This window comes from Streptomyces sp. JN8 (genome assembly GCF_055808075.1).
Genome location: NZ_CM147852.1, coordinates 5,198,783 through 5,223,756 on the forward strand (window position 1 = coordinate 5,198,783; position 24,974 = coordinate 5,223,756).

Consider the following 24,974-nt stretch of genomic DNA (forward strand, 5'->3'; position numbering starts at 1 on the left):
GCCCCGGGCCCTCACCCCTGTCGGCACGTCCCCGGCCGGCGTCCCCCGGCCCGTACCCCCTGCCCGCGTGCCCCGCGCCCGCCCGGACGCGGGGCACGGCCACGGGGCGCCCGGGCACGGGGCGAGCCCATCAGCCGGCGGGTTCCGGCCCACGCGGGGGGTGGGCCGGGGCACCGTCCCTATGGGGTGCCTCCGCCGGCCGGTCCCGCCAGAGCCGCCGTTCCCGCCTGAGCCCCCGGGGCCGTCTGGCCCGCCGGTCCCGCCTGGGCGGCCGGCTTCACGGGCCTCGCCGGCTTCATCGGCTTCGCCGGTGCGCGCGACCCCGCCTGCCGCACCTCCTCCCGCTCCGGACGGAGTTCCCTCGGGAGCTCGTCCGACGGCTCGCCGAGCGCCGCCAGCGCCTCCTGCGCCCTCGGGACGAGCAGCGGCGAGAAGTGCGGGTTGATCCGCAGCGCCTCCGCCACGTGCCGCCGGGCCGGACCCTCCTCCCCGAGGGCCCGCTCGATCTCGCCCCGGTGGTACGCGAAGAGCGCGCTCCGCAGCCCCTCCTCGGTGGCCCGGCTCGCGTACTCCAGCGCCTCCTTCGGCTGCCCCGCCCGGTACAGCGCCCACCCGAGCGCGTCGGCGACCCGCACCGAGCGGTGCCCCCGCGCCCACTCCGCCCGCATCCGGGCGACCGCCCCCGCCGCGCTCCCGTGGTCCGCGTCGAGCAGCGCGAGCGACACCTCGCCGCCGGCCCACGCACCGGTCCGCAGCCGCGCGTACAGCGCCCGCGCCTCCTCGTCGAGACCCAGCGACTCCGACAGCTCGCCCGCCTCCAGGACGTATTCGGGGAGCGGCAGCCGGGCCAGCGCCGCCCGCCAGTCCCGCAGTGCCTCGTCGGTCCGGCCCAGCGCCGCCAGGGCCCGCGCCCGGCCCGCGAGCGCGGGCCCGTGGTCCCGCACCTGCGCCAGCGCCGCCCCGAACCGCGCGAGCGCCTCCTCCGGCTCGCCCCGCTCCCAGGCCAGGTCCCCGAGCCGGGCCAGCGCCGCCGCCTTGTCCGGGGCCGCCTCCGCGAGCGCCACCGCGGCGTGGGCCGCCGCGTCGGCGTCCTCGCGCCAGCCGCGGTCGCGGTACGTCTGCGCGGCCCGCGTCCGCACCATCGCGCCCGCGTGGCGCCCCTCCAGGGTCTCCATCGCCTTCTGGGCCGCCTTGTAGTCCCCGAGGCCGTTGTACGCGTCCATCAGCACCGGATACGCCGACCAGCCGCGCGGATCGGCCTTCCGGGCCTTCTCGCCCCACTCCCTGGCCGTCCTCCAGTCGCCCCGCGCCCCCGCCAGCGCCCCCATGGCCAGCTGGGCCGCCGTGTTGCCGCGCGCGGCGGGCCGTTCGGCGAGCGAACGCCGCAGCGCCCGCTCGGCGCGCGGGTAGTCCCGTACGTCGCCGAGCCGCGCACCCCGCTCCGTGTAGGCCGCGCCGAGCCGCGCCCAGGACGCGTCGTCGTCCGGGTGGTCGCGCAGCCACCCCTCCCGGTCCGCGATCAGCGCCGCCAGGTCCGGAAGGGAGGCCTGCGCGCCCGCGTGGGCCGCGATCGTCGCCCGCTCCGCCGGACCCGGCGGGGGCGGCGGCCCCTGGTCGAGGAGCTCGGGGACGTACAGGAGCGCCGTCGCCGCGAGCACCGCGCCCGCGCCGGCCGCCAGGACCGCCCTCGACACGTTCTGCGTCTTCATGGCGCTCACTGTCCTCCCGCCCGCGGCTGTACGAAGAGCACACGAAGCGCCCGCCCCGGCGGGTTCACACCGATGGCCCCGGGTGCCACGCTGGAGGCATGGACGATCTTCTGACGCGGCTGAGCGCCGGGCTCCCGGCCGAGGCGCTGCTCACCGATCCGGACGTGACCGCCTCCTACGCGAACGACATGGCGAGCTTCTGCGAGGCCGGCGCGCCCGCCGTCGTGGTGCTCCCGCGGACCGTCGAGCAGGTGCAGCACGTCATGCGCACCGCCACCGAACTCCGCGTCCCCGTCGTCCCCCAGGGAGCCCGCACGGGCCTCTCCGGCGGCGCCAACGCCTCCGACGGCTGCATCGTGCTCTCCCTGGTGAAGATGGACCGCATCCTGGAGGTCAACCCGGTCGACCGGATCGCCGTCGTCGAACCGGGTGTCGTCAACGCCGTGCTGTCACGGGCCGTCGCCGAGCACGGCCTGTACTACCCGCCGGACCCGTCCAGCTGGGAGACGTGCACCATCGGCGGGAACATCGGCACCGCCTCCGGCGGCCTGTGCTGCGTCAAGTACGGGGTGACGGCCGAGTACGTCCTCGGCCTCGACGTCGTGCTCGCCGACGGCCGGCTCCTGACCACCGGCCGCCGCACCGCCAAGGGCGTCGCCGGCTATGACCTGACCAGGCTCTTCGTCGGCTCGGAGGGCAGCCTCGGCATCGTCGTCCGGGCCGTGCTCCAGCTCAGGCCGCAGCCTCCGGCGCAGCTCGCCCTGGCCGCCGAGTTCCCCTCCGCGGCCGCCGCCTGCGCGGCCGTCTGCACGATCATGGAGCGCGGCCACACCCCCTCGCTGCTCGAACTCATGGACCGCACCACCGTCCAGGCCGTCAACCGGATGGCGCGTATGGGCCTGCCCGACACCACCGAGGCGCTGCTCCTGTGTGCCTTCGACACCCCCGATCCGGCCGCCGACCTGGCCGCGGTGGCGGAGCTGTGCGCGGCGGCGGGCGCCACCGAGGTCGTCCCCGCCGCCGACGCGGCGGAGTCCGAACTCCTGCTCCAGGCGCGCCGGCTGTCCCTCACGGCCCTGGAGACGATCAAGTCGGCGACCATGATCGACGACGTCTGCGTGCCGCGGACGCGGCTCGCCGAGATGCTCGCGGGCACGGCGGCGGTCGCGGAGAAGTACGACCTCACCATCGGCGTCTGCGCGCACGCGGGCGACGGCAACACCCACCCCGTCGTCTGCTTCGACCACACCGACGAGGACGAGTCCCGGCGCGCGCGGGAGTCCTTCGACGAGATCATGGCGCTCGGGCTCGCGCTCGGCGGCACGATCACCGGCGAGCACGGCGTGGGCGTCCTCAAGAAGGAGTGGCTGGCGCGGGAGCTGGGACCGGTCGGTCTCGAACTGCAGCGCGGGATCAAGGCGACCTTCGACCCCCTCGGACTGCTCAACCCCGGAAAGCTCTTCTGAGCCGGGGGTCCGAGGGGGCGCGCGGCGGCGCGGGTCACAGCTCGCCGTCCTGGGACTCGTCCGACGGCCACGGGTCGCGCAGCCACAGCTCGTCCGCGGCCACGGCGCTCGACAGGAGCTCGGCGAGGCCGTCGTCGAGGCCGAGCCGCTCCGGCTCGGTGCCCGGCGGCACGGCGCGCAGGGTCCGCTCCAGCCAGGCGGACACCTGCGGGGAGGGGGCTTCGAGCAGGGCGTCACCGTCGGGGGAGGAGAGCGCCATCAGGACGACGCCGCGGCCGTCGACCTTCGTGGGCCAGATCCGCACGTCACCGTGGCCGCACGCGCGGAACACGCCCTCGACCAGGAGTTCGCGCGCGAAGGTCCAGTTGACCGGGTGGTCGGTGCCGATGTGGAACGTGATGTGGACGGCGTACGGGTCGTCCGTGCGGTAGGCGAGGCGGGCGGGGACGGGGACGGCCCGCTCGGGGGAGAGCACCAGCTTCAGCTCCAGCTCGCGCTCGACGGTGGTGTCGTCGGTGTTCTGCATCGCCGTACTCCCTCTCGCTGACCGGCCCCGGTCGGGCCTTCACCTGGAGAGAGCGGGCCGGCCGCCGTTCATGACGCGACTTCGGGAAGTTTTTCCGGGAAAGTTTTCCGCGACGGGGTGGACCGGCGGGGAAAGGGAGCATGTACCGGCCCGAGAATCACCGGGAGTGATCGATTCCGGTCCGCGTCCCCCTCGAAGGCGGGCTTTCTCGCGGGCTCTTTGTTCCCTCGGGGGCGTTCTTCGTTACTGTCCTCCTTGGGCGCGGCACGCCCGGCACGCGGCCGCGCGGTTCAAGGGCGTTGTGACTGAACGGAGTCGGGGCAGTGGCTACTCCTCCTGGAGGCGGCGAAGAGGTACCGCAGGCGGGGTACTACCCGGACCCGTCCATTCCCGGGTACATCCGGTACTGGAACGGAGGCGCCTGGGTCCCCGGTACGAGCAGGCCCGCGCCCACGGACGGTGAGGTTCCGCCGGGCCCGCCCGCCTCGGCGATCCCGGCCGGGCCGATCCTGGCCTCCGGCCCGGCACCCGCACCGGCCGCGCCCGCGCAGCCCGCCCGCCCCGAACCGGAACCGGCCCGGTCGCAGCCGGAGCGGCAACCGCCGCAGCGCGAGCCGCAGCCGCACCACGAGCCGCACCCGCAGCACGAGCCGCAGCGGCTCTCCGGGCAACAGCAGCCGCCGCAGCCCGCGCCCCGGACCGAGCCCGCGCGTCCCGCCGCCCCCGTGCCCGCCCAGGACCGGGGGCCCGCGCCGCTGCCGGCCCAGGACCGCGCGCCCGCGCTCGCCCCCGTACCCGCCGTCGAGGAGACCGGCCCCTTCTTCTTCGACGAGGAGCCGGCCCCCGCCGAGCCCGCGTCCGCCTGGCAGGCGGACACCTCCCGCCAGACCGGCTTCGGGGGCGACCTCGACCGGAAGGTCTCCTGGGGCGCGCCCCGGACGCCCGACCCGCGCACCCCGGCGGACTGGCCGGTCGCCGGTGCGGGTGAATCCGAGCCCGACGGCCCGGCCCGGGCCGCCGCTCCCGCCGCTCCCGCCGCTCCAGCCGCGCCCGCCACGGACCCCCGGGCCACCGGCGGGGCCGCGCGCCTCGGCGGCATGCCGGTCACCCCGATCCCCGCCCCGGCACCCGAGGCGGCACCCCGCGGGCCCCAGCCCGCCCCGGTGGCTCCCGAGCCCCGGCCGGCCCCTCGCCCCGCCGCCCCCGAGCCGGCGGCCGCCGCCCCCGCTCCCGTGCCGCAGGCGCCCGCCCCGGCGCCCGCTCCCGCGACCCCCTCCTGGGCCCGGCAGGCGCAGCCCCAGCAGCCGCAGGCCCCGCAGCCGGCCCCGCAGGGACAGGACCCGCAGCAGCCCGTCGTCCCCTGGAAGCCCCCCGTCGACGACCTGTTCGTGCAGGCGGCCCGCGCCCAGGCCGCCGCGCGGCCCGCCGGTCTCGGCCGCAGGCTGATCGCCCGGCTGGTCGACAGCCTCGTCCTGGGCGCGCTCGCCGGCGCCGCCGCCTTCCCGTTCGTGACCGCGGCCCTCGACCACATCGACGGCAAGATCGAGGCGGCCGAGCAGTCGGGCGTCACCGTCCAGGTGTGGCTCGTCGACGGCACGACCTCCGTGCAGTTCGGCATCGCCCTGGCGGCCTTCTTCGTCATCGGCGTCCTGTACGAGGTGCTGCCCACCGCCAAGTGGGGCCGCACGCTCGGCAAGAGGCTGTGCGGAATCGAGGTGCGGGACATCGAGGCGCACCAGCCGCCGCGGTTCGGGGCGGCGCTGCGGCGCTGGCTCGTCTACAGCGTCCTGGGGCTCCTGGCCGTCGGCGTCCTCAACGTCCTGTGGTGCCTCTTCGACCGCCCCTGGCGGCAGTGCTGGCACGACAAGGCCGCCCGCACCTTCGTGGCGCGCTGATCCGCGGACCGCTGCCGCCCGGCCGGGCCGGGCGGCCCTCCGTGCGCGGGGGTCCCCCGAACGGGCGGTGATTCCTTGCGGGGGCGTCCGCCCCGGGATGCACTGCCCCCATGAGCACCGACCAGCCGCCGCCCGGCCAGCCGCCCGAGGAGGACCCGTTCCTCAAGAGGCCGCAGGAGCCTCCGCCGCCCTCCGGGGGCCAGCCGCCGCCGGCCGGCCCGCCCCCGGGAGGCCCGCCCCCGGACGGCCCGCCGCCCGGGGGACCGCCGCCGGGCGGACCGCCGCCGGGCGGACCGCCGCCGGGGGGTCCGCCGCCCGGGAGTCCGTACGGGCCCGGGGGCGGTTCGCCGTACGGCCCCGGGAGCGGCTCCCCGTACGAGAACGCGCCGCCCCCGCCCCCGTACGGCGGCTACGGCGCCGGGTACGGAGGGACCGATCCGCTCTCCGGGATGCCGCCGCTCGCCGAGTCGGGCAAGCGCATCGCCGCCCGGATCATCGACTGGCTGATCGTCGCGATCCCGCTCGCGATCATCGGCATTCCGTTCAAGATCTACTCGCGGGCGACCGAGGACGGGAACGACTTCGGCGACACGGTCAACAGCCTCAACGGAGGCAGCCAGCTGGTCTTCCAGCTGATCACGATCGTCGCGTTCGTCGCCTACGACACGGTGATGACGGCCAAGAACGGCCAGACCCTCGGCAAGAAGTGGATGAAGCTGCGGGTCGCGATGCTCAACGACGGCTCGACGCCCCCGATGAGCCAGTCCCTGCTGCGCGCGATCGTCCTGTGGCTGCCCGCCCTGGTCTGCTGCGCCTGCCTGTGGCCGCTGCTCCTGCTCATCCTGATCCTGGTCGACAAGCCCTACAAGCAGGGTCTGCACGACAAGGCGGCCAAGACGGTCGTGGTCTCCGTCCCGAGCTAGGCCGTCTCTTTCGGATCTTGCCGGTCGGGCCCGCGTCGTCCGGGCCGGCGGAGAGGGCGCACGAGGGGACGAGGTGTCACGAACCGGTCCGGGTGTCGACCCCCGCGCCCACGCGCGCGGTCGGGACCCGGGCCTCTTCGTACGCGGCGGGTGCGGCGGTCCGCGCGGTGGTCTTGACGCCGCCCGTCCGCGGGGGCATCGTCACCGCCACGAGCAGTCCGATCAGCAGGCCCGCGAGGCAGACCACCGTGATCCCGAGCGTGGACGTCGTACCGGAGAGCAGCAGCAGGGCGACGGTCGCGAGGACGACGGTGGCCGAACCGTAGGTGAGTTGCGCGGCGTTCGGACGCTGCATGACACGTACCGCCCTCTCAGGACAACGGTTCGACTCTAAGTCCGTGGATGCCCGGGCGGAACCGAAGTAAGCGTGACCTCACCCACGATGAGGGGGCACGGGGTGCACGGGGGGCGCACGGAGTCACGGGGCGTGTGATTTTTCCGGCAGGACACCCAAGGATCGTCCGATAATCGGAATTCGACTCCCGCATAGTGCAGTTGGTATGTGCAAGTCAAGATCTGTCTTTTCTTGCGTACCTCCGGTCGAATGTCGTCACTTGTGACGCGCGACCCGCCGGACGGACACCCCACCTTCGGTCCGTAGCGCGGGCGCCGGGGAGGACATATCAAGTGACCAACAGACGACGGGCGATCAGAACGTCCGCAGTTGTTGTGGCGCTCGCGGCCACCGCCGCCACCGCCTCGACCTTCACCACCGCATGGGCCGACAATCACGGCAGCGTGACGCCGGCCGATGTCCGTCACGACCCGGCGCCCGGCGCCGGGATCGACAAGACGGCGGTCGACCACGACCTCGAGGGTCCCTTCAGCGAGCAGCAGGAGCAGCAGCGCAAGGCTGCCCTGGAGCAGGTGCTGAGCGGCGAGTCGAAGGTGGAGCGACGCAACGGCTCCCAGGTCGTCAAGCTCGACGACAAGAAGTACGTCGAGCTGGGCCGCGAGAAGACCGACAAGATCTTCACGATCCTGGTCGAGTTCGGCGACAAGGTGGACAACACCACCCTCGTCGACCGCGCGGACGACGACACGACCGAGCCAAAGCCGAAGTACGGCGGCACGCCCGGTCCCCTGCACAACCAGATAGCCAAGCCGGACCGTGCGCACGACAACTCCACGGACTGGAAGGCCGACTACGACCAGAAGCACTTCCAGGACCTGTACTTCGGCACCGGGAAGGACGCCAAGGGCCAGGACAAGCAGTCGCTGAAGACCTACTACGAGAAGACCTCGTCCGGCCGCTACTCGGTCGACGGCAAGGTCTCCGACTGGGTCAAGGTCGAGTACAACGAGGCCCGTTACGGCTCGAACTACTGCGGCAACAGCAACTGCTCCAACGTCTGGGACGCGGTCCGCGACGGCGTCACCGCCTTCGTCGCCGACCAGAAGGCCAAGGGCCGCACCGACGCCCAGATCAAGGCCGACATGGCCCAGTACGACCTCTGGGACCGGTACGACTTCGACGGCGACGGCAACTTCAACGAGCCCGACGGGTACATCGACCACTTCCAGATCGTCCACGCGGGCGAGGACGAGTCGGCGGGCGGCGGCGCCCAGGGCGGCGACGCCCTGTGGGCCCACCGCTGGTACGCCTACGGCACCAACGCGGGCAAGACCGGCCCGGCGAACAACAAGGCCGGCGGCACGCAGATCGGCGACTCCGGCATCTGGGTCGGCGACTACACGATGCAGCCGGAGAACGGCGGCCTCGGCGTCTTCGCGCACGAGTACGGCCACGACCTCGGTCTGCCGGACCTGTACGACACCTCCGGCCTCTCCGGCGCCGAGAACTCGACCGGCTTCTGGTCGCTCATGTCCTCCGGCTCCTGGCTCGGCCGCGGCAAGGACGCCATCGGCGACCTGCCCGGCGACATGAACGCCTGGGACAAGCTGCAGCTCGGCTGGCTGAACTACACCAAGGTCGCCAACGAGGCCCGCAAGTGGAACTCCACCCACAAGCTGGGCGTCGCCGAGTACAACACCAAGAACCCGCAGGCGCTCGTCGTCGAGCTGCCCAAGAAGGCCGTCACCACCGACGTCGTCGCGCCCGCCGAGGGCGCCTCGCAGTGGTGGAGCAACATGGGTGACGACCTCAAGAACACCCTGACCCGCTCCGTCGACCTGACGGGCAAGAAGTCCGCCTCCCTGAAGCTCAAGGGCTGGTACGACATCGAGCTCGACTACGACTACCTCTACACCGAGGTGTCGACCGACGGCGGCGCCAACTGGACGGCCCTGGACGGCACCGCCGACGGCAAGCCGCTCCCGCGCGACGCCAGCGGCGCCCCGGCGCTGACCGACGTCTCGGGCACCCACAAGGAGCTCGTCTACGGCCTCGACGCCTACGCGGGCAAGAAGTTCGACCTCCGCTTCCGCTACCAGACGGACGGCGGCGCCGGCGGCAAGGGCTTCACGGCCGACGCCATCACGCTGACCGCGGACGGTGCGACCGTCTTCGCCGACGGCGCCGAGAACGGCGACAACGGCTGGACGGCCAAGGGCTTCTCGCGGGTCGGCAAGGGCTTCACGAAGGAGTACGAGCAGTACTACATCGCGGAGAACCGCCAGTACGTCTCGTACGACGCCACCCTCAAGGTCGGCCCGTACAACTTCGGGTTCACCGGTGACAAGGCCAGCTGGGTCGAGCACTACCCGTACCAGAACGGCCTGCTCATCTGGAAGTGGGACCTCTCCCAGAAGGACAACAACACCGCGGTCCACCCGGGCCAGGGTCTGATCCTTCCGGTCGACTCCCACCCGACCCCGCTGAAGTGGAAGGACGGCACCCTGATGCGCAACCGCGTCCAGGCGTACGACTCCACCTTCGGCACCTACAAGACCGACGGCATGATGCTCCACAAGGCCGACGTCGCGTCCTTCGTCCCGTCGCTGCCGGGCAACCCGGTCTTCGACGACCGCAAGGGCACGTACTGGTTCAAGGAGACGGCGCGCGCCGGTGTCCAGGTAACTGACACCAACACCAAGATCCAGGTCGTCAAGGAGCCGAAGAACGGCGAGACGATCACGGTCCGCGTGGGTCCGTCCACGAAGTAATCGGTAAAACCGCAGGTCAAAGCATGATCGGCCGTCGCCCCTCTAGCGGGCGGCGGCCGATCGTGTTTAGGTGCGTCTGACGCATCAGACCGATGTTCTTATTGACAGTCGATCCACGGGGGAGTGGTCACACATGCCCAACGGAGGGTTCTGCAAGTTGCCGGGAGGCAGTGTGGTCGTCGCGATAGGGCTGCCCAGCCCGGCCCGCGACGGCGCCAGCGTCCGCTTCCTGGTCCACGCCGCCAACCGTGCCCGCGCCCTGACCAGGCTGCGGAACCTGGGGCTGCGCGCGGTGTACCTCCGGGGCAACAGCGAGCCGCCCACGCCGGACGAGATCACGGCCGTCCTGCACCACCCCGACGGCCTGCTCTGGAGATCCGCGCCCGGCGCCGCCCAGGAGCTCTGGCACCCCGTACGGTCCCTCCCCAGGGAGCCGGCCGCCTGAGGGGGCCGCCGGCCCCGGCGGGACGCTCAGGCCACCACGGGCTTGCCCGTCAGCTCCACGCCCGCCGCCCGCAGCTCCTCCAGGGCCCGGTCCGTCGTCTCCTTCGCGACGCCGGCCGTCAGGTCGAGCAGCACATGGGTGCGGAAGCCCTCGCGGGCCGCGTCCAGGGCCGTCGCCCGCACGCAGTGGTCGGTGGCGATGCCCACCACGTCGACCTCGGTGACCTCCCGCTCGCGGAGCCACTCCGCGAGCGTCAGGCCGTTCTCGTCGTGCCCCTCGAAGCCGCTGTAGGCCGCGTCGTACGCCCCCTTGTCGAAGACGGCGTCGATCGCCCCGCTGGCGACGGCCGGAGCGAAGTTCGGGTGGAAGCCGACCCCCTCCGTGCCCGCCACGCAGTGCACCGGCCAGGAGGTGACGTAGTCCGGCTCCTCGCCGTCCGGCGCGAAGTGCGCGCCCGGGTCGACGTGGTGGTCGCGGGTGGCGACCACGTGCCGGTAGGAGCTGCCCGCCGTCAGGCCGACCAGGTCGGTGATGGCGGCGGCGACGTCCGCGCCGCCGCCCACCGCGAGGCTGCCGCCCTCGCAGAAGTCGTTCTGAACGTCCACAACGATCAATGCGCGGTGCATGGCGGGTGTCCTTAGCGCGTCGGGGAGGGGTGGGACCGAGCCTAGAGAATCGGCCCGCCCACCGGGAGGGGGCGGGTCCGTCCGCATGGCCCTACAGGTACTCCGTGGGCAGCACGGGCTCGCCGCGGGAGAGCTGCATCGCCGACATCGGCAGCCCGGCGCGGGCCGCGATGTGCCGGGCCCGGGCGGCCTCCAGCGGCTCCCTGGCGACCACGTCGCCGCCCTTGACCAGCTCGACCAGGAGCTGGTGGTCGGCGAGCTCGGGGGGGACCGGGCCGGTGCCCAGGACCTCCGCCTCCGCGACCCCGTACGCGTCGGGGCGGCGCGCCGCCCACTTGCGCCCGCCGACCGAGGCCTTGCCGCCGAGCGACTTCTTGGCGACCGCCGTGAGCGGCGCCCTGGGATCGGCCGAGGAGGCACGGGCGACCAGCTTGTAGACCATGGAGCAGGTCGGGTGACCGCTGCCGGTGACCAGCTGGGTGCCCACCCCGTACGCGTCGACCGGGGCCGCCGCGAGGGAGGCGATGGCGTACTCGTCGAGGTCCGAGGTGACGACGATCTTCGTGTCGCGGGCGCCCAGCTCGTCGAGCTGCTGGCGGACCCGGTGGGCGACGAGCAGCAGGTCGCCGGAGTCGATCCGGACGGCCCCGAGCTCGGGCCCCGCCACCTCGACCGCGGTGCGGACGGCCTCGGTCACGTCGTAGGTGTCGACGAGCAGGGTCGTGCCGCGGCCGAGGCTGTCGACCTGGGCGCGGAAGGCGTCCCGCTCGCTGTCGTGCAGGAGGGTGAAGGCGTGGGCGGAGGTGCCGACGGTCGGGATGCCGTAGCGGAAGCCGGCGGCGAGGTCCGAGGTGGAGTCGAAGCCGCCGACGTAGGCGGCGCGGGAGGCGGCGACGGCGGCCAGCTCGTGGGTGCGCCGCGCGCCCATCTCGATCAGCCGGCGCCCGGCGGCCGCGGCCGACATGCGGGAGGCGGCGGCGGCGATGGCCGAGTCGTGGTTGAGGATGGAGAGGATCACCGTCTCCAGCAGCACGCACTCGGCGAAGGAGCCCTCGACGCGCAGGACCGGCGAGCCGGGGAAGTACACCTCGCCCTCGGGGTAGCCCCAGATGTCGCCGGTGAAGCGGTAGCGGGCGAGCCACTCCAGGGTCGGCTCGTCGACGATGCCGCGCTCGCGCAGGAAGCCCAGGACGGCGGGGTCGAACCGGAAGTTCTCGACGGCGTCGAGGACCCGGCCGACGCCCGCGAGGACGCCGTAGCGCCGTCCTCCGGGCAGGCGCCGGGTGAAGACCTCGAAGACCGAGCGTCGGTCGGCGGTGCCGGCCCGGAGGGCCGCCTGGAGCATGGTCAGCTCGTACTGGTCGGTGAAGAGCGCGGTCGACGGCACGTCCACCGGCAGCCCAAGGTCCGCAGCGTTCATGTCAGCGATGCTAGCGCAGAAATCGTCAGAGTGACGAATAGTGGGGCGGGCGAGTGACGGGCGGGTGACCCGTTTGTGCGACGGGCCCTCCGGGGTGGCAGCATGGGGTGAGTGAGCGTCGCGCCTATTGAGATCGAACGTACGGAATCGGCCGAGGAGGTCTCCGCGGTCGTCGAGCCGGACGTGCCCTGGGTGACCCTCGTGCACAACGATCCGGTCAACCTGATGAGCTACGTGACGTACGTCTTCCAGTCGTACTTCGGATACTCCAAGGACAAGGCGCACAAACTGATGCTCGACGTGCACCACAAGGGACGCGCGGTGGTCTCCAGCGGCACCCGCGAGGAGATGGAGCGCGACGTGCAGGCCATGCACGGCTACGGCCTCTGGGCGACCCTCTCCCAGGACCGCTTCTGATGGCCGGGCACTTCGAGACCCTGCCCGGCGGCGGTGCGGCCGTCGCCCTCGACGACGTCGAGATCTCCATCCTCCGCTCCCTCGCCGTCCAGCTCATGGAGCTGATCGGGCCGGGCGACGAGCCCGCCGAGGGCGCCGACCCGCTGGCCGCCCTCTTCGCCGAGGGCCCCAGCAAGCCCCCGTCCGACCCCGCCCTCAAGCGCCTCTTCCCCGACGCGTACGGGGACGACAGCGAGGAGCTGCGGGCCGCCGCCTCCGACTTCCGCCGCTTCACGGAGAACGACCTGCGGGCCCGCAAGCGCGAGGACGCCCTCGTCGTCGTCCGCGCCCTCGACGCGCTCTCCGCCGACGCGGCGGGCGAGGGCGGCGCAGTCCTGAAGCTGACCCCGGACGAGTCCCGCGCCTGGCTCGGCGCGCTCAACGACCTCCGGCTGACCATCGGCACCCGCCTGGAGGTCACCGACGACGAGGGCGAGCAGCTGTACCGGCTGCCGGACTCCGACCCCCGCAAGCCGATGGTGATGGCCTACCTCTGGCTGGGGGCGCTCCAGGAGTCCCTCGTCGAGACCCTCATGTCGTGACAGGCCGACCGGCCGGCCGGTCGCGGCGCGCCCGGACACCCCACGCGACACGCCCCGGCGGCGGCATGTTCGCTCAGCGGACGCTCAAATCCGAATAACGAATGCGTTATCAGAGCGTCCGCTTTGCCGTCTTGAGTCCCCTTCGCCCGCCGCTTCCCGTGACGTGCGCCACACGTGATTCCCTCGATCACGCCGGACCGCGTGATAAATCTTCACGACCGCTCGGGGACGCCACCCCTGTTCCCGAGGGCGCTTCGTCCGGCTGACCGCCGGTGGCACTCCATCCACATCCGGGGGGATCAGGATCTGATCCGCGGCAGACGCACTCGTAGTCGCGCGGATCAGCATGGAGAAAGGCGCACCACCATGACCTCTGTGCAGGTCGACAAGCAGCACGACGGCACCGACGGGGCCGTGGACGGCGGCGAGGGCTACCAGCGTGGCCTCGGCGCCCGGCAGATCCAGATGATCGCGATCGGCGGTGCCATCGGCACCGGCCTCTTCCTCGGCGCCGGCAAGGCCATCGCCAAGGCGGGCCCCAGCCTGATCCTCGCGTACGCCATCGCGGGCCTGGTCATCTTCTTCATCATGCGCGCCCTGGGCGAGCTCCTCATGTACCGCCCCGTGTCCGGCTCCTTCGCGGAGTACGCACGCGAGTTCGTCGGCCCCTTCTGGGGCTTCGTGACCGGCTGGACGTACTGGCTCTTCTGGGTCGTCACCGGCATCACCGAAGTCACCGCCGCGGCCACCTACATGACGTACTGGTGGGACATCCCGCAGTGGATCTCCGCACTGGTCTTCACCGTGATCCTCTACGGCGCCAACCTGATCTCCGTGAAGCTCTTCGGCGAGCTGGAGTTCTGGTTCTCCATGGTCAAGGTCACCGCCATCATCGGCATGATCCTGATCTGCGCCGGCATCCTCACCGTCGGCTTCTCCGACGCCGGGGACACCGCCTCCGTGACCCACCTGTGGGACCAGGGCGGCTTCTTCCCCACCGGCATCGGCAACACGCTGATGACCCTGCAGATCGTCATGTTCGCCTTCCTCGCGGTCGAGCTGGTCGGCGTCACCGCCGGCGAGTCCAAGGACCCGAAGACCGTTCTGCCCAAGGCCATCAACACCGTGCCGTGGCGCATCGCCGTCTTCTACGTCGGCGCGCTCATCATGATCCTGTCGGTCGTCCCGTGGACCGAGTTCCAGCCGGGCGTCTCCCCGTTCGTCGCCGCCTTCGAGAAGATGGGCCTCGGCGTCGGCGCCGCCATCGTCAACTTCGTGGTGCTGACCGCGGCCCTCTCCTCCTGCAACTCGGGCATGTACTCCACCGGCCGCATGCTGCGCGACCTCGCGCTCAACGGCCAGGGCCCCAAGGTCTTCACGAAGCTCACCAAGAGCGGCACCCCGCTGCTCGGCCTGACCTTCTCGGCCTCGCTCATGCTGGTCGGCGTCTGGATCAACTACGTCGCCCCCGGCAAGGCCTTCGAGTACGTCGTCTCCTTCGCCACCATCTCCGGCATGTGGGCCTGGATCATGATCCTGGTCTGCCAGATCCGCTACCGCGCCAAGGCGAACCGCGGCGAGCTCCCCGAGTCCACCTTCAAGGCCCCGGGCGCCCCGTACACCAGCTGGTTCGCGCTCCTCTTCATCGGCATGGTCATCGTCATGATGGGCATCGACGAGGGCGCCCGCGTCTCCCTGTACGCGGCCCCGGTCTGGGGTCTCATCCTGGGGGTCTCCTACCTGGTCCTGAAGTCCCGCAACCCCGAGGGCGCCGCCTTCGCCAAGCGGTCCTGACCGGACCCCGCGGGCGGTCGCCCCGGGCCGTCCCCAAGCGGCCCTGACCACGACCGTCTCGGCATACGGGCCGTTCCGTACCACTCCCCGGTACGGAACGGCCCGTCGGCTTATCCTGTCGGCATGCTGACCATCACCCGGGCCCTGTACGACCAGATCGTGGAACACTCCCGCGCGGACCACCCCGACGAGGCCTGCGGCGTGGTCGCGGGACCGGTCGGCACCGGCCGCCCCGAGCGGTTCATCCCGATGCTCAACGCCGCGCGCTCGCCCACCTTCTACGAGTTCGACTCCGCGGACCTGCTCAAGCTCTACCGCGAGATGGACGACCGGGACGAGGAGCCCGTCATCGTCTACCACTCGCACACCGCGACCGAGGCCTACCCGTCCCGCACGGACATCTCGTACGCCAACGAGCCCCAGGCCCACTACGTCCTCGTCTCCACCGCCGACAGCGACGGCGCCGGACCCTTCCAGTTCCGCTCCTTCACCATCGTCGAGGGCGTCGTGACCGAGGAAGAGGTCGAGGTCGTCGAGGAGTACGCCGCCTGAGACACTGACCGGGACCGACGGGCGGCAGGCCCCAGGAAGCCGGTGCGAATCCGGCACGGTCCCGCCACTGTGACCGCCTCCCCGAGGGGAGGCGGAAGCCAGGAACTGACCTGCCGCCTTCTCACCACCGATCGGGGACGTGGAAATCCCCGGAGGAGGCACGTTCCGCCATGTCCAGGCCCCGCCGCACCCTGCTGCCCGCCGCCCTCCTGCTCCCGCTGCTCGCCGCCTGCTCGGCCCCCGCGGCACAGGCCCCCGACGCCGGGGCCGCCCCCGGATTCCCGTACACCGTCACCAACTGCGGTGTGAAGACGACCTTCACGGCCCCGCCGAAGCGGGCGGTCACCATGAACCAGCACGTCACCGAGGTCATGCTCGCCCTCGGCCTGGAGAAGTCGCTCGTCGGCACCGCCTACCTCGACGACACGGTCCTCCCCGCCTACAAGAAGGCGTACGACTCCGTCCCCGTCCTCGCGAAGGAGTACCCCTCCAAGGAGGCCCTGCTCGCCGCGAACCCCGACTTCGTCTACGGCGGCTACTCCTCCGCCTTCGCGAGCAAGGACGGCCGGAGCCGCGACGACCTGAAGCGCGCGGGCATCTCCACCCGCCTCAACACCGAGTACTGCCCCTCCGGTTCGCCCTCCGTGGACGACCTCTACCGCGAAGTCGAGGAGGTCGGGCGGACGTTCGGCGTCCCCGACCGGGCCACCACCTGGGTCCGCGGGGCGCGGACCACCGTCGCCGCCACCGAGAAGCGGCTCAAGGGCACCGCGCCCGTCTCCGTCTTCGTCTACGACAGCGGTGACAAGACCGCCTTCACCGCCGGCGGCAAGGGCATCGGCAACGAGCTCATCACCCGCGCCGGCGGCCGGAACGTCTTCGCCGACCTCGACAAGGCCTTCGGCGACGCCACCTGGGAGCAGGTCGTCGCCCGCAAGCCCGAGGTCGTCGTCATCTACGACTACGGCTCCACCACCGTCGAGCAGAAGAAGCAGCGGCTCCTCGACGACCCGGCCCTCAAGGACGTCCCCGCGATCAAGAACCGCCGGTTCGCCGTGATGCCGCTCTCCGACACCGTCCTCGGCGTCCGCGTCCCCGCGGCCGTCGACAAGCTGGCCGCTCAGCTCCACCCGGCCCGATGAGCGCGGGGCCCGCCCGCGCGGCGAGCACACCGGAAGACCCGCCGCAGCCCCGGCCGCCGACCCCGGCCCCCGTCCCGCCCCCGAGCGCCCCCACCGCGGGGCGGACGCGACCCGCAGGGTCCGTGACGGTCGGCCCGGAGGAATCCGCGGAGCCGACCGGGCCTGCCGGCCCTGCTGGGCCTGCCGGACCGACCGGGCCTGCCGGGCTGGCCGGGGGTGCCGGGCCTGCCGGACCCTTGGGACCCGCCGGTCCCGCCGCCGTGGCGGGCGGTCCCGCCGCCGTGGCGGCCGGGTCCCCTTCGTCCGCCGAGTTCGGGCCTGCCCGGCCCGCCCGCCCCGGCGCGCCCGGGAAGGCCCCGGTCGACAAGGCCCCGCCCGGGAAGGCCCCGGCCGGGAAGGCCCCGCCCGGCGGGCGTCTGCGGTACGCGGTCGTCGTCACCGGACTCGTCCTCGCCCTGGCCGCCGCCGCGCTCGCCTCGCTCGCCCTCGGCTCCGTCCGCATCCCGCCCGGCCAGGTCCTCGACGTCCTCACCGGACGCGCCGCCGACCCCTCCCCGTTCCGGACGATCGTCCTCGACGTCCGGCTGCCCCGGGTCCTGCTCGGCGTGGTCGTCGGCGCCGGGCTCGCCGTCGTCGGCGCCGTCCTCCAGGCCCTGGTCCGCAACCGGCTCGCCGACCCGTTCCTCCTCGGCATCTCCTCCGGCGCCTCCGCCGGCGCCGTCCTCGTCCTGGTCGCCGGCGGGGGAGCGGGCCTGCTGGGCGGCGTCACCACCACGCTCGCCATGCCCGCCGGCGCGTTCGCGGGCGCCCTGCTCTCCCTCGTCCTCGTCTACGGGCTCGCCCGCCGCGGCGGCACCCTCACCGGCGCCCGGCTCGTCCTCGCCGGAGTCGCCGTCTCCTACATCCTGTCCGCCCTCGCCACCCTGCTGCTCGTCCTCGCCGGCCGCCCCGAGCACTTCCAGGAGGCCCTGTACTGGTCCCTCGGCGGCCTCGGCAGCGCCCGCTGGGACACCCTGGTCCTGCCCGCCGCCGTCCTCGCCGTCGGCACGGCCGCCCTCCTCACCCTCGCCCGCCCGCTCGACCTGCTCCTCGTCGGCGAGGAGGGCGCCACCGTCCTGGGCCTGGACACCGCCCGCTTCCGCGCCGCCGTCTTCGTCCTCGCCTCCCTCGTCACCGCCGTCATGGTGGCCGCCAGCGGAGCCGTCGGCTTCGTCGGCCTGATGGCCCCCCACGCGGCCCGGCTCGCCGTCGGCGCCCCGCACCGCCGGCTCCTCCCGGTCGCCGCGCTCGGCGGCTCGCTCGCCCTGGTCCTCGCCGACCTCGGCGCGCGGACCGTCGCCGCCCCCCAGGACGTCCCCGTCGGCATCCTCACCGCCCTCACCGGCGGCCCGTTCTTCCTCTGGCTGATGCGCCGACGCCCGGAAGGAGCACCGCTGTGACCGAACTGCGCCTGGAGGGACTCTCGTACGAGCAGCGGCTCCGCTCCGTCGACCTCACCGTCCGCCCCGGCGAGACCGTCGGCCTCATCGGCCCCAACGGCAGCGGCAAGACCACCCTCCTGCGCTGCGTCTACGGCACCCTCGTCCCCACCGCGGGCCGCGCCCTGCTCGACGGCGCCGACCTCCACGCCCTCGGCCCCAAGGCCCGCGCCCGCCGCGTCGCCACCGTGCCCCAGGACAGCGCCCTGGAGTTCGAGCTCACCGTCGGCGAACTCGTCGCCCTCGGCCGCTCCCCGCACAAGCGGTTCTGGGAGGGCGACAGCGGCGCCGACCGGGAGCGCGCCGCCGCCGCCCTGGCCCGCGTCGGCCTCGCGGAGCTCGCCGACCGCCCGTTTCCCGCCCTCTCCGGGGGCGAGCGCCAACGCGCCCTCGTCGCCCGCGCCCTCGTCCAGGAGCCCGAGCTCCTCGTCCTCGACGAGCCCACCAACCACCTGGACATCCGTCACCAGCTCGACGTCCTGGCCCTCGTCCGTACCCTGGGCACCACGAACCTGCTCGCGCTGCACGACCTCAACCTCGCGGGGGCGTACTGCGACCGGATCTACGTCCTGGAGGGCGGACGGCTCGTCACCGGCGGAACCCCGGCCGAGGTCCTCACCCCCGCCCTCCTGGAGGCCGTCTACGGGGTGGACACCGAGGTCATCCCGCATCCGCGGACCGGGAAGCCCACCGTCCTCTTCCAGCCCAGTCCGGCAGGCGGTCGGCAAACATCCACCATGTGAGATCACATTCCGAAACCCGGACCGGGAATCGATACGATGAGCCCATGGTTTCCCACGACGTGAGCGAAGAGACTCCGGGCACAGTGCTGCTCGTCGCGCGCCTGCACGTCGACCTGTGCCGCCTCGCCAGCGCGATCTGTTCGTCCCGCGCTGCGCTCTGAGCGACCGGCCGAGCGCACGTTCGTACGACCCCCCTCCGCGCGGGGGCCCCAGCAGCGCGCCCATCACGCCACTTCCGACAGGAGCCCACGCCATGGCCATCGAGGTCCGCATCCCGACCATCCTCCGCACCTACACCGACGGCGAGAAGGCCGTCGAGGGCAGCGGCGGCACCCTCGCCGAGCTCTTCGCCGACCTGGAGTCCCGCCACGCCGGGATCGAGGCCCGCATCGTCGACGACGGCAAGCTCCGCCGCTTCGTCAACGTCTACCTGAACGACGAGGACGTCCGCTTCCTCGACGGCATCGACACCAAGCTCACCGACGGCGACAACGTCACGATCCTGCCGGCCGTCGCCGGTGGCATGGTCTGATCCACATGCGCTACGACTCCTCGCTGGCGGCGGTCGGCAACACGCCGCTCGTCCGCCTCCCCCGGCTCTCGCCCTCGGACGACGTCCGCATCTGGGCGAAGCTGGAGGACCGCAACCCGACCGGCTCGGTCAAGGACCGCCCCGCGCTCCACATGATCGAGCAGGCGGAGAAGGACGGCCGCCTCACCCCCGGCTGCACCATCCTGGAGCCGACCAGCGGCAACACCGGCATCTCCCTGGCGATGGCCGCCAAGCTCAAGGGCTACCGCATCGTCTGCGTCATGCCCGAGAACACCAGCGAGGAGCGCCGCCAGCTCCTCTCCATGTGGGGCGCCGAGATCATCTCGTCCCCCGCGGCGGGCGGATCGAACACGGCGGTACGGGTGGCCAAGGAGATCGCGGCCGAGAACCCGACCTGGGTGATGCTCTACCAGTACGGCAACCCGCACAACGCGGGCGCGCACTACGCCACCACCGGCCCCGAGATCCTCGCCGACCTGCCCTCCATCACCCACTTCGTGGCGGGCCTCGGCACCACCGGCACGCTCATGGGCGTCGGCCGCTACCTGCGCGAGCACAAGCCCGACGTCAGGATCGTCGCCGCCGAACCGCGCTACGACGACCTCGTCTACGGCCTCCGCAACCTCGACGAGGGCTTCGTACCGGAGCTGTACGACGCCTCCGTGCTCACCACCCGCTTCTCCGTCGGCTCCGCCGACGCGGTCACCCGCACCCGCGAACTCCTCCAGCAGGAGGGCATCTTCGCGGGCGTCTCCACCGGCGCGGCCCTGCACGCGGCCATCGGCGTCGGCAACAAGGCGGTGAAGGCGGGCGAGAGCGCGGACATCGCCTTCGTCGTCGCCGACGGCGGCTGGAAGTACCTCTCCACCGGCCTCTACACCGCGGCCACCACGGAAGAGGCGATCGAGGCGGTCCAGGGCCAGCTCTGGGCCTAGTCCCCTCCCGGGCCCCGGCGCCTCCCGCCCCGGCCCCGCGGGCGCCCGCCCGCGAAGCCTCCGCGCGGCGCTAGCGCGCCAGATGGCGGACCTGGTCCCACACGACCGGGTCCGCCGTTCCCACTCTCCGCCGGAAGTCCCGCACGGGAACCTCGCGCAGCTCGTCCGTCTCCAGGAAGCTCGGGCGCCCCTGCGCGTCCCCGACCGCTCCCGGCGGCAGCGCGATCACTCCCGGCCGCTCGTCGTGGTACTTGCTGGTGATCTTGGCGACGAGCGCGCTGTTCCCCCGGACCGACAGGACCAGGCAGGGCCGGTCCTTCGAACCGGGCCCGTCCTCGAAGGGCACGTCCGCCCACCAGATCTCCGCCGCCCGCGGCGACCGCGACGGAGCCTTCCGCGGTCCCGCGGGCCGGCCGGGCGGCCGGACCGGAGGCCTGCTCCGCCCCGGCGGCGCGGGCCGCCGCCCCCTCCCGGGCCGCGACGACCGCCGCCACCCGTCGGCGAGCGCGACCACCAGGGCGATCACCACGACCGCGACCAGCGCGGGCCACCACGACGTGTCCATACCTCAAGACGGTACCGGCGCGCCGCTCACGGCGCCGACGCGGCCCGGCATCCATCCGAACCGGTGACAGAGCCCGTGAGTTCGCCCACAACAGGCCACTGCGAAGGAGCGACAGGCCCGGGTGCGCCTTACGCTCGACAGACCGCACAGCCACCCCCTTCCCCAGCGCGCTTTCCGTATCCGTCCACGGAGGTTCACGCTCCATGAAGCTCACCGTCGTCGGCTGCTCCGGGTCGTTCCCGTCCGCGGATTCGGCCTGTTCGAGCTACCTCGTCGAGGCCGACGGCTTCCGGCTGCTCCTCGACATGGGCAACGGCGCCCTCGGCGAGCTGCAGCGACACATCGGTCTGTACGACCTCGACGCGATCTTCCTCAGCCATCTGCACGCCGACCACTGCATCGACATGTGCGGGTACTTCGTCGCCCGCTACTACCGCCACGAGGGCGGACGGTGCGACGCGATCCCCGTCTACGCCCCGGAGGGCGCCGAGCAGCGCCTGACCACGGCGTACGCGGACACCCCGTCGCCCACCTCGATGAGCGAGGTCTTCGACTTCCGCACCCTGAAGTCGGGCGCCTTCGAGATCGGCCCGTTCTCGGTGCGCACCGAGAAGGTGTGCCATCCGGTCGAGGCGTACGGGATCCGGGTCGAGCACGGCGGCCGCTCGCTGACGTACTCCGGGGACACCGGGGTCTGCGAGTCGCTGCACGAGCTGGCCGAGGGCAGCGACCTCTTCCTCTGCGAGGCCTCGTTCACCCACGGCAAGGAGGACATCCCGGCCCTCCACCTCAACGGCCGGGAGGCGGGCGCCGAGGCGGCCCGCTCGTCGGTGGGCCGGCTCGTGCTGACCCACATCCCGCCGTGGACGGACGGCGAGCGGAACCTGGCGGACGCGCGCGAGGTGTACGCGGGGCCGTCGGAGCTGGCGCGGCCCGGCGCGGTCTACGAGATCTGACCCCACGGCCGAGAACGGGAAGGGCCCCGGAACCGTACGGTTCCGGGGCCCTTCCGTGCTGCGGACGGGGCTCACGCCTTGGTGAGGTCCTCGATCTCCTCCTCGGGCTCGCGGCCCGGCGTCGGGAGGTTGAACTTGGTGATCGCGAAGCGGAAGACCACGTAGTAGATCGCCGCGAAGACGAGACCGATCGGGATGATCAGCCACGGCTTGGTCGCGAGGTTCCAGTTCAGCAGGTAGTCGATGCCGCCGGCCGAGAAGGTGAAGCCGGCGTGGACGCCGAGGGCCCAGGTGACGGCCATGGACACGGCGGTCAGGACGGCGTGGATCGCGTACAGGACCGGCGCGATGAACATGAAGGTGAACTCGATCGGCTCCGTGATGCCGGTGACGAACGAGGTCAGCGCGAGGGAGACCATCATGCCCATCACGGCCTTGCGGCGCTCGGGGCGAGCGGCGTGGGCGATGGCGATGGCGGCGGCCGGGAGGCCGAACATCATGATCGGGAAGAAGCCCGACATGAAGATTCCGGCGCTCGGGTCACCGGCGAAGAAGCGGTTGAGGTCGCCGTGGACGACCTCGCCGGCGGCGTTGGTGAAGTCGCCGATCTGGAACCAGGAGACGGTGTTCACGAACTGGTGCATGCCGACGGGGATCAGCGCGCGGTTGATGAGACCGAAGAGGCCGGCGCCGCCGGCGCCGAGGCCGGTCATCCACTCGCCGAAGCTGGAGATGCCCTCACCGATGGGCTCCCAGACCAGGCCGAACACGACACCGACGGCGGTGCCGACGAAGGCCATGATGATCGGGACGAGACGGCGGCCGTTGAAGAAGCCGAGCCAGTCGACGAGCTTGGTGCGGTGGAAGCGCTGCCAGAGGACCGCGGAGAGCAGACCCATCAGGATGCCGCCGAGGACACCCGGGTTGTTGTACGTCGCGGCGACGTCGACACCCTTGTTGGCGGTCGTGTTGACGACGGCCTCGGTGATGGGGAAGGCCTTCAGCACGTTGCTGTAGACCAGGAAGCCGACGAGCGCGGCCAGGGCGGTGGAGCCGTCCGCCTTCTTGGCGAAGCCGATGGCGACGCCGATGCAGAAGAGCAGGGGCAGGTTGTCGAAGACCGCGCCGCCGGCGGTGGCGAAGACGGAGGCGACCTTGTCCCAGCCGAGCCCGTCCTTTCCGAAGACGTCGGGCTGGCCGAGACGGAGCAAGATACCCGCGGCCGGCAGCACGGCGATCGGCAGCTGCAGGCTGCGACCGACCTTCTGCAGGCCCTGGAACAGGCCGGATCCGCGCTTCTTCGCGGGAGCGGCGGCCTGGGCGGTGGCCGTACTCATCAACTTCCTCCAGTAAGGCAAGGCGCCGCCAGAGGATGGGAAGGGGGGACGGCGACGTCTCGTGGAAACGCGGTGGTCTGGACCGCGTGGTCTACACCAATGAGTGGTGTAGACCAGTTGTAGCACGTGAGACTTAGATAAGGAACCTGCGAATTCTGTGCGTTCAGCCATAGCTGGAAATGCACGACATAAGGCCCCCGGACCGTCAGGTCCAGGGGCCTTTCGAGGGGCTTACGGGCGGGGCGAAAGCCCCGAAACGACCAGGCTCCGGCGGGTGATCGAGGCGCTACCCGACGTCGCCGGACCGCCTCACTTCACGTTCTCCCGCTCCATCTCGTCGCCCACCTCGTCCGGCTCGCGGCCGGGGGTCTGGAGATCGAACTTGGTGATCGCGAACCGGAAGATCGCGTAGTACACCACCGCGAATCCGAGACCGATCGGAATGATCAGCCAGGGCTTCGTCGCCAGATTCCAGTTGATCACGTAGTCGATCAGGCCGGCCGAGAAGCTGAAGCCGTCCTTCACGCCGAGCGCCCACGTCACCGCCATCGACACACCGGTCAGCAGGGCGTGGACCGCGTACAGCACCGGGGCGATGAAGAGGAACGAGTACTCCAGCGGCTCGGTGATGCCGGTGACGAACGAGGTCAGCGCCACCGACAGCATCAGACCGCCGACCTCCTTGCGGCGGTGCGGCTTCGCGCAGTGGGTGATCGCCAGCGCCGCCGCCGGCAGCGCGAACATCATGATCGGGAAGAAGCCCGTCAGGAACTGGCCGGCGTTCGGGTCGCCCGCGAGGAACATCGGGATGTCGCCGTGGACCACCGAGCCGTCCGGCTTCTCGTACGTGCCGAACTGGAACCAGATGGGCACGTTCAGGAACTGGTGCAGACCGATCACGAGCAGCGCCCGGTTCGCCACGCCGAAGATGCCGGAACCCCAGGCGCCGAGACCGACCAGCCAGTCGCTGAAGCTCTCCAGGGCATCGCCGATCGGCGGCCAGACCCACAGGCAGAGCGCGGCGAACGCGATGCCCACGAACGTCATGATGATCGGGACGAGTCGGCGGCCGTTGAAGAAGCCCAGCCAGTCGACCAGCTTCGTCCGGTGGTAGCGCTGCCACAGGTACGCGGTGAGCAGACCCATCACGATGCCGCCGAAGACGCCCGGGTTCTGGTACGTGTACCCGGCGAAGGAGTCGTCCGCGCCCAGGCAGCCGCCCCCGATGTCCTTCGTGCCCGCCGGGCAGTCCTTCGGGAACTGGCGCAGCACCGTGTAGTAGACGAGGAAGCCGACGACGGCCGCGAGCGCGGTCGAACCGTCCGCCTTCTTCGCCATGCCGATCGCGACGCCGATGCAGAAGAGGATCGGCAGACCCAGGCTGCCGTCGAGAAGCGCACCGCCCGCGCCCGCCATCACCTTCGCGACGTTGTCCCACCCGAGACCGTCCGCGCCGAACACGTCCGGCTGCCCGAGCCGGTTGATGATGCCCGCGGCGGGAAGGACGGCGATGGGGAGCTGGAGGCTGCGGCCCATCTTCTGGAGCCCCTGGAAGAGCCCGCCCCACACGGACTTCTTCGGCTGCGCCGCAGCGCTGTCGGTACTCATCGGCGTCCTCCCTGTCCGGAACGTGCCGGGTGCGCGTCTCGTTGCACACTGGTGTAGACCAGTTGCGATAGGCTCCCGGGAGCCCGCTGAGGACAGGCCGCCGGTGATCATCATGATTCGGCAGAACGGCGGCACTCGCTCGCGAAGTTGGGCCAACCGTGGGTTACCGTGACAAAG

Annotated in this window: 24 protein-coding genes and 1 riboswitch; of the genes, 16 read left to right on the top strand and 8 right to left on the bottom strand. The window is 72.1% G+C overall.

Annotated elements, in window-relative coordinates:
* Nucleotides 1–179: 179 nt before the first annotated feature.
* Nucleotides 180–1,709: a tetratricopeptide repeat protein gene (locus ACY0MR_RS22905; RefSeq protein WP_473555033.1), complete on the bottom strand. Its 1,530-nt coding sequence runs from the start codon at nt 1,707–1,709 to the stop codon at nt 180–182.
* Nucleotides 1,710–1,807: 98 nt separating this feature from the next.
* Here ACY0MR_RS22905 and ACY0MR_RS22910 point away from each other — a divergent pair, with 98 nt between their 5' ends.
* Nucleotides 1,808–3,175 carry an FAD-binding oxidoreductase gene (locus tag ACY0MR_RS22910; RefSeq protein ID WP_473555036.1) on the top strand — a complete coding sequence of 456 codons (1,368 nt, stop codon included), beginning with the start codon at nt 1,808–1,810 and terminating at the stop codon, nt 3,173–3,175.
* Between the two features lie 34 nt (nt 3,176–3,209).
* Here the strand turns inward: ACY0MR_RS22910 and ACY0MR_RS22915 are convergent, their stop codons facing one another.
* Nucleotides 3,210–3,701 (bottom strand): SsgA family sporulation/cell division regulator, encoded by a 492-nt coding sequence (locus ACY0MR_RS22915; protein ID WP_388798298.1) that lies wholly within the window; start codon nt 3,699–3,701, stop codon nt 3,210–3,212.
* A gap of 323 nt (nt 3,702–4,024) precedes the next feature.
* Here ACY0MR_RS22915 and ACY0MR_RS22920 point away from each other — a divergent pair, with 323 nt between their 5' ends.
* Nucleotides 4,025–5,596, top strand: coding sequence for an RDD family protein (locus ACY0MR_RS22920; RefSeq protein WP_473555039.1), 1,572 nt, complete (start codon nt 4,025–4,027; stop codon nt 5,594–5,596).
* 110 nt (nt 5,597–5,706) lie between these two features.
* Nucleotides 5,707–6,519 carry an RDD family protein gene (locus ACY0MR_RS22925; RefSeq protein WP_473555041.1) on the top strand — a complete coding sequence of 271 codons (813 nt, stop codon included), beginning with the start codon at nt 5,707–5,709 and terminating at the stop codon, nt 6,517–6,519.
* A 76-nt stretch (nt 6,520–6,595) separates the two neighbouring features.
* Here the strand turns inward: ACY0MR_RS22925 and ACY0MR_RS22930 are convergent, their stop codons facing one another.
* On the bottom strand, nt 6,596–6,874 hold the full coding sequence (locus ACY0MR_RS22930) for a hypothetical protein (protein ID WP_473555044.1): 279 nt from the start codon (nt 6,872–6,874) through the stop codon (nt 6,596–6,598).
* A gap of 332 nt (nt 6,875–7,206) precedes the next feature.
* On the opposite strand from ACY0MR_RS22930, the gene ACY0MR_RS22935 reads away from it, so the two are divergent.
* Both ACY0MR_RS22935 and ACY0MR_RS22940 read left to right on the top strand, forming a co-directional pair.
* Entirely contained in the window at nt 7,207–9,645 is a 2,439-nt protein-coding gene (locus ACY0MR_RS22935) for an immune inhibitor A domain-containing protein (protein ID WP_361858550.1), read from the top strand.
* A gap of 133 nt (nt 9,646–9,778) precedes the next feature.
* Nucleotides 9,779–10,090 carry a hypothetical protein gene (locus ACY0MR_RS22940; protein ID WP_229313964.1) on the top strand — a complete coding sequence of 104 codons (312 nt, stop codon included), beginning with the start codon at nt 9,779–9,781 and terminating at the stop codon, nt 10,088–10,090.
* 26 nt (nt 10,091–10,116) lie between these two features.
* Here ACY0MR_RS22940 and ACY0MR_RS22945 read toward each other — a convergent pair whose 3' ends face one another.
* Both ACY0MR_RS22945 and ACY0MR_RS22950 read right to left on the bottom strand, forming a co-directional pair.
* Complete coding sequence (locus ACY0MR_RS22945; protein ID WP_361858553.1) at nt 10,117–10,716, bottom strand: nicotinamidase; 600 nt, start codon at nt 10,714–10,716, stop codon at nt 10,117–10,119.
* A gap of 91 nt (nt 10,717–10,807) precedes the next feature.
* Nucleotides 10,808–12,136, bottom strand: coding sequence for a nicotinate phosphoribosyltransferase (locus ACY0MR_RS22950; RefSeq protein ID WP_388798309.1), 1,329 nt, complete (start codon nt 12,134–12,136; stop codon nt 10,808–10,810).
* Between the two features lie 111 nt (nt 12,137–12,247).
* On the opposite strand from ACY0MR_RS22950, the gene clpS reads away from it, so the two are divergent.
* The 10 genes from clpS to ACY0MR_RS23000 all read left to right on the top strand — a co-directional run bounded on the left by clpS (nt 12,248) and on the right by ACY0MR_RS23000 (nt 20,331).
* Entirely contained in the window at nt 12,248–12,553 is a 306-nt protein-coding gene (gene clpS / locus ACY0MR_RS22955) for an ATP-dependent Clp protease adapter ClpS (protein WP_073807902.1), read from the top strand.
* Complete coding sequence (locus tag ACY0MR_RS22960; protein WP_473555049.1) at nt 12,553–13,134, top strand: DUF2017 domain-containing protein; 582 nt, start codon at nt 12,553–12,555, stop codon at nt 13,132–13,134. The genes clpS and ACY0MR_RS22960 overlap by 1 nt, the downstream gene beginning before the upstream one ends.
* A 366-nt stretch (nt 13,135–13,500) precedes the next feature.
* Entirely contained in the window at nt 13,501–14,928 is a 1,428-nt protein-coding gene (locus tag ACY0MR_RS22965) for an amino acid permease (protein ID WP_361858562.1), read from the top strand.
* A 123-nt stretch (nt 14,929–15,051) separates the two neighbouring features.
* A complete protein-coding gene (locus tag ACY0MR_RS22970) occupies nt 15,052–15,480 on the top strand; it encodes a M67 family metallopeptidase (protein ID WP_361858565.1) in 429 nt (142 codons plus the stop codon).
* Nucleotides 15,481–15,489: 9 nt separating this feature from the next.
* Nucleotides 15,490–15,608: riboswitch (cobalamin riboswitch) on the top strand.
* A gap of 42 nt (nt 15,609–15,650) precedes the next feature.
* The gene (locus ACY0MR_RS22975; RefSeq protein ID WP_388798315.1) at nt 15,651–16,622 is read left to right on the top strand and encodes an ABC transporter substrate-binding protein; all 972 of its coding nucleotides are present in this window, start codon (nt 15,651–15,653) and stop codon (nt 16,620–16,622) included.
* 416 nt (nt 16,623–17,038) lie between these two features.
* Nucleotides 17,039–18,061: a FecCD family ABC transporter permease gene (locus ACY0MR_RS22980; protein ID WP_473561867.1), complete on the top strand. Its 1,023-nt coding sequence runs from the start codon at nt 17,039–17,041 to the stop codon at nt 18,059–18,061.
* A complete protein-coding gene (locus ACY0MR_RS22985) occupies nt 18,058–18,843 on the top strand; it encodes an ABC transporter ATP-binding protein (RefSeq protein WP_388798318.1) in 786 nt (261 codons plus the stop codon). Before ACY0MR_RS22980 ends, ACY0MR_RS22985 begins: the two co-directional genes overlap by 4 nt.
* A 44-nt stretch (nt 18,844–18,887) precedes the next feature.
* Complete coding sequence (locus tag ACY0MR_RS22990; RefSeq protein WP_315986240.1) at nt 18,888–19,004, top strand: putative leader peptide; 117 nt, start codon at nt 18,888–18,890, stop codon at nt 19,002–19,004.
* Nucleotides 19,005–19,096: 92 nt separating this feature from the next.
* Complete coding sequence (locus ACY0MR_RS22995) at nt 19,097–19,375, top strand: MoaD/ThiS family protein (RefSeq protein ID WP_073913441.1); 279 nt, start codon at nt 19,097–19,099, stop codon at nt 19,373–19,375.
* A gap of 5 nt (nt 19,376–19,380) precedes the next feature.
* On the top strand, nt 19,381–20,331 hold the full coding sequence (locus ACY0MR_RS23000; RefSeq protein ID WP_361854999.1) for a PLP-dependent cysteine synthase family protein: 951 nt from the start codon (nt 19,381–19,383) through the stop codon (nt 20,329–20,331).
* 70 nt (nt 20,332–20,401) lie between these two features.
* On the opposite strand, the gene ACY0MR_RS23005 is transcribed toward ACY0MR_RS23000, so the two are convergent.
* Complete coding sequence (locus tag ACY0MR_RS23005; protein WP_361855001.1) at nt 20,402–20,896, bottom strand: type II toxin-antitoxin system PemK/MazF family toxin; 495 nt, start codon at nt 20,894–20,896, stop codon at nt 20,402–20,404.
* A gap of 203 nt (nt 20,897–21,099) precedes the next feature.
* Here ACY0MR_RS23005 and ACY0MR_RS23010 point away from each other — a divergent pair, with 203 nt between their 5' ends.
* Nucleotides 21,100–21,852: an MBL fold metallo-hydrolase gene (locus tag ACY0MR_RS23010; RefSeq protein ID WP_361855003.1), complete on the top strand. Its 753-nt coding sequence runs from the start codon at nt 21,100–21,102 to the stop codon at nt 21,850–21,852.
* Between the two features lie 71 nt (nt 21,853–21,923).
* Here the strand turns inward: ACY0MR_RS23010 and ACY0MR_RS23015 are convergent, their stop codons facing one another.
* Together ACY0MR_RS23015 and ACY0MR_RS23020 are read right to left on the bottom strand one after the other, a co-directional pair.
* On the bottom strand, nt 21,924–23,189 hold the full coding sequence (locus tag ACY0MR_RS23015) for a PTS transporter subunit EIIC (RefSeq protein ID WP_361855005.1): 1,266 nt from the start codon (nt 23,187–23,189) through the stop codon (nt 21,924–21,926).
* 309 nt (nt 23,190–23,498) lie between these two features.
* Nucleotides 23,499–24,797, bottom strand: a complete 1,299-nt coding sequence (locus ACY0MR_RS23020) for a PTS transporter subunit EIIC (RefSeq protein WP_388798326.1) — start codon at nt 24,795–24,797, stop codon at nt 23,499–23,501.
* Nucleotides 24,798–24,974 lie beyond the last annotated feature (177 nt).